Raw genomic sequence first — 4,319 nt, forward strand, 5'->3', positions numbered from 1 at the left:
CAAGGCGCGGGCAATCGCCACCCGCTGCTGCTGCCCCCCCGAAAGTTGCCCCGGGTATTTTTCTGCTTGCTCGGCGATCCCCACGCGGCTTAGCAGTTCCATAGCCCGCTCTATCGCCTCACTTTTTTTCATCTTTTTCACGTGGATTGGGCCAAGGGTTACATTTTGCAAAACCGTGAGATGGGGAAACAGGTTGAACTGTTGAAAAACCATGCCCACCTCGCGGCGAATGGCATCGATGTTGCGCAGGTCGCTGGTTAGCTCAATGCCATCTACCACAATGCGCCCTCTCTGGTGTTCTTCTAAGCGGTTCAACGTGCGAATAAACGTTGACTTGCCCGAACCTGAAGGCCCACAGACCACCACCACCTCTCCGCGGCGGATGCGGGTGGTAATGCCCTTGAGGACGTGGAAATCGCCGTACCATTTGTGAACATCTTCGCATTGGATAATGTCAGCGCTGGCTGCACTTTGCGGAGAGAGTGAAGACCTTATGTGCGGGGATCCTTGCATGGGTGGGTGACTCCCTAAGTTTCACCAAAGCAGGCATGGGTACCATGGCAGAACTGGCCGAGCCACAACCGTAGCCTCTGCAACATTTCCATACGCCCTGACATGTAAGGCTTTGAGAAAATCGTAGGCGCCTATGGCAAACCATTCTATGGGGTGTGGCAGGAGTGTAACCCAATGGCACGGTATCTCGGTTGAAGTGCCGTGTATGAACGACTGTTGACGACGAAGATCTTGAGGATTGACATGGGGTAATTTTATGAACTGGATAAAGCATTTGAACGGATTGGCTCCCTTGGCCGGGGCACTGGCGTTGTCTATGGGCCTGCAGTCCCTTCCCGCTTGGGCGCAGCTCGGGCCGCTCACCGAACGCATCAAGGCTCGGGGCGAGTTGATCTGTGGGGTGAACAACCAACTGCCCGGATTCGGCAACCTGGATGATCAAGGCAAGTATGTGGGTTTTGATATCGACATCTGCCGGGCGGTAGCTGCCGCTCTCTTTGGCGATCCGGACAAGGTTCGATACGTCTACCTGACGGCGGCCAATCGCCAGTCTGCGATTCAGTCGGGCGAGGTCGATATGATTAGCCGCAACACCACCTGGACCCTCACCCGGGATCGCGAGTGGGCGGTGACCTTCGGCCCCACCACCTACTACGACGGCCAAGGATTTATGGTGCGGAAGTCGCTGGGGGTGGAAAAGCTGGAAGACCTGAACGGGGCCACCATCTGTGTGATTGCCGGCACCACCACCGAGCTGAACTTGGCGGATACCTTCCGCGCCCGTGGCATTGCCTTTACGCCAGTAACCTTCGACGGCGATGATTCCTCTTTCAACGCCTACGAAGAGGGCCGTTGCGATGCCATCACCAGCGACCAAAGCGCCCTCATCTCCCGCCGGGCCAGCTTGGCTTCTCCCGACGACCACGTGATCTTGCCGGAGATCATTTCCAAAGAGCCCTTGGGGCCGCTGGTTCCCCACGGAGATGAGAGTTTCTCCGACATTATGAACTGGACGGTCTACGCCCTCTTCTATGCAGAAGAAAAGGGGATCACCAGCGCCAATGTGGACGAGTTCCTCAAGTCCGAGGATCCGGACATTCGCCGCTTCTTGGGCCAGGAAGGCAACCTGGGAGAGCTGCTGGGCCTGAAGCCGGATTGGGTGGTCAATGTCATCAAGGCGGTGGGCAACTACGGCGAGATCTTCAACCGCCACCTGACCCCCTTGGGCGTGCCGCGGGGCTTGAACCAGCCCTACACCAAAGGCGGGATCCAGTACGCGCCGCCTTTCCGCTGATCGGCTGATTCGGAATCCGGGCCTAGGGATCCCGGTTGGTCAGTACCGGCCAGGGATCCCCTATTCTCTGCTGTGCTCTGAATTTTTGCTTGCCCCGCATGACTTCTCTGTCCGACCAGTCCCACCTTCGCCCCCCCTGGTGGCGGGATGAGCGTATCCTGAAGCTCTTGCTGCAGGTGGCCTTTGTCGTGGCCGTGCTGCTGGTGTTCGGGATCCTTGCTCAGAACCTCCTCGCCAGCCTGCGCCGCCTGGGCATCAGTTTGGGCTTTCGCTTTCTGGGCAACTCCGCCAACTTTGGGATCACCGAGGGGCTGATCCCCTACGACCCCTCCGAGAGCTACCTGAAGGCTCTGGCGGTGGGAGCGGTGAACACCCTCTGGCTGTCGGCAGTCAGCATTGTGTTGGCGACGGCGATGGGCTTTGTCCTGGGGATGGCTCGCCTCTCCAGCAACTGGCTGGCCCGCCAGCTGGCCACCGTTGTTACTGAGATCTTTCGCAATGTCCCGGTGCTGCTGATCGTGATCTTCTGGTACCAGGGGGTGATCCTCACCCTGCCGGGGGTGCGCAACAGTCTCTCCATCGGCGGGCTTGTCTTTATCAACCAGCGGGGAGTGAAGCTGCCCGGGTTGGATCCCAGCGGCTGGCTGGTTCCCGCGCTGGCCATTGTAATCGCGGCTGGGTGGGGGATCCGCAAGCTGCTCCTGGCCCGTCGCCCCGAGCTGGGATCCCGGCAGCGGAACCTGTGGGTGGCTGCGGGGGTGGTGCTGCTGGCGGTGGCCTGCTGGGTGCTCTTCCCAGAGCCGCCGGTGCGGCTGGATGTCCCGGTACTGGAGCGCTTTAACTTCCGGGGTGGGATCCAGCTTTCGGCGGAGTTTACCGCCATGATGCTGGGCTTGGTGACCTACACCGGCTGCTACATTGCCGAAGTGGTGCGGGGATCCTTTTTGGCGGTGCCGCGGGGGCAGTGGGAGGCGGCCCGGGCCGTCGGCCTGTCGGAGCTGGAAACCTTTCGCTTGGTGATTGTGCCCCAGGCCCTGCGGATCATGATCCCCTCCTTGAACACTCAGTATCTCACCCTGATCAAAAACTCCAGCTTGGCCATTGCCGTTGGCTTCTCCGATCTGTTCAACATCAGCAGCACCATCATCAACCAGTCGGGACGCTCGGTGGAGATGTTCGCCATCCTCATGGCCACCTATCTGACCTTCAACCTGGTGGTTTCCTACGGCATGAACTGGCTCAATGCCCGCGTCAAATTGGTGGAGCGCTAACCCATGCCCAGCAGTCTCTCCTCTCCGCTTATAGAAGAAGAAAAGGTACTCCCCCCCAGGGAGAAACAAAGTCCTCTGGCTTGGGTGCGCCGCAACCTGTTCGACTCCTGGTTGAGCACCTTGCTCACCTTGGTCTCTGCCTTGGTGTTGGCCTGGGCAATTTCCCTGTTCTGGAACTGGGCGTTCACCCAAGCCCGCTGGGAGGTGATCCCGGCCAACCTGAAAATCTTTGCCAGCGGCACCTACCCCAGCAGCCAACTGTGGCGGGTGTGGGCGGTGTTGGGAATTGTGCTGGCCACCTTGGGGGTAGCGGGGGGGGCTTGGGGCGGTGTGCTGCTGCACTACCTCATTCTCTTGGGAGCTGCTATGGGCTTGGCCGCTTTCCTGCCTTTGGGAACCCAGTCGCAGGGGTGGCTGGCGGTTTGCTCTGGCGTCACTTTTGCCGCTATTGCCCTCAGTCGCGGACGGGAATCCTGGCGGCTGGCTTCCATCTGGGTTTGGGCCTTGATCTTGCCCCTCTGTCTGCAGCTGCTGCTGGGCGACCTGGGCCCCCCTTGGCCGGCAGTGCGGGCTGAGCAACTGTCTGGACTGCTGCTGACCTTGATCTTGGCGGCAGCCGCCATGATCATCGGCTTCCCCATTGGGGTGTTGCTGGCGTTGGGCCGGGCCAATCGGGCGTTGCCGGTAATCCGGATCTTCTGCACGCTGGTGATCGAGCTGGTGCGGGGGGTGCCTCTGACCACCATTCTGTTTGCCGCCTGGCTGTTGGTGCCCTTCTTTCTGGGGGGGATCAGCGTCAACCTGATCATCAGGGCGGAGGTGGCCTTCATCTTGTTTACAGCCGTGTACGTGGCCGAGGACGTGCGGGGCGGCCTGCAGTCGATCCCGCTGGGCCAGCTAGAAGCGGCACGGGCACTCGGCTTGAACCCCTTTCAAGTGACGGCTCTGGTGATTTTGCCCCAGGCACTGCGGGCAGCCGTTCCGGCGCTGGTGAACGAGTTCCTCACTCTCTTCAAAGACACGTCGCTGGTGTTCATTGTCGGCCTCATCGACCTGCTGCAGGCGGGGCGCGTGGTGTTCACCAACCCCAACTGGCTAGGCACCCAGCGGGAAGTGCTGTTTTTTATCGGCCTAATCTACTTCATCTGCTGCTTTGCCATGGCTTACGCCGCCCAGCAGGTGGAAAAGGCGCTGGGCTTGGGCAAGCGCTAAAAACTGCAACCGCTCCCCTTCCCCGTCCC

At 60.2% G+C, this 4,319-nt stretch carries 4 protein-coding genes; 3 read left to right on the plus strand and 1 reads right to left on the minus strand.

Annotated elements, in window-relative coordinates:
- Nucleotides 1-513, minus strand: a 513-nt coding sequence (locus NW815_RS09645) for an amino acid ABC transporter ATP-binding protein (protein ID WP_414415950.1), incomplete at its 3' end; no start/stop codon positions are given.
- Between the two features lie 274 nt (nucleotides 514-787).
- Here NW815_RS09645 and NW815_RS09650 point away from each other — a divergent pair.
- The 3 genes from NW815_RS09650 to NW815_RS09660 are packed head-to-tail and all read left to right on the plus strand — an operon-like array spanning nucleotide 788 to nucleotide 4,290.
- Nucleotides 788-1,807: an amino acid ABC transporter substrate-binding protein gene (locus NW815_RS09650; protein WP_414388213.1), complete on the plus strand. Its 1,020-nt coding sequence runs from the start codon at nucleotides 788-790 to the stop codon at nucleotides 1,805-1,807.
- 35 nt (nucleotides 1,808-1,842) lie between these two features.
- The gene (locus NW815_RS09655; protein WP_414415951.1) at nucleotides 1,843-3,078 is read left to right on the plus strand and encodes an amino acid ABC transporter permease; all 1,236 of its coding nucleotides are present in this window, start codon (nucleotides 1,843-1,845) and stop codon (nucleotides 3,076-3,078) included.
- Nucleotides 3,079-3,081: 3 nt separating this feature from the next.
- Nucleotides 3,082-4,290, plus strand: a complete 1,209-nt coding sequence (locus NW815_RS09660) for an amino acid ABC transporter permease (RefSeq protein ID WP_414388209.1) — start codon at nucleotides 3,082-3,084, stop codon at nucleotides 4,288-4,290.
- Nucleotides 4,291-4,319: the final 29 nt, after the last annotated feature.

This window comes from Synechococcus sp. R6-7 (assembly GCF_047461695.1).
GTDB lineage: Bacteria > Cyanobacteriota > Cyanobacteriia > Thermostichales > Thermostichaceae > Thermostichus.

Coding starts and splice junctions, on each gene's coding strand:
- NW815_RS09660 (WP_414388209.1), top strand. CDS start 3,082: ATGCCCAGCAGTCTCTCCTCTCCGCTTATAGAAGAAGAAAAGGTACTC.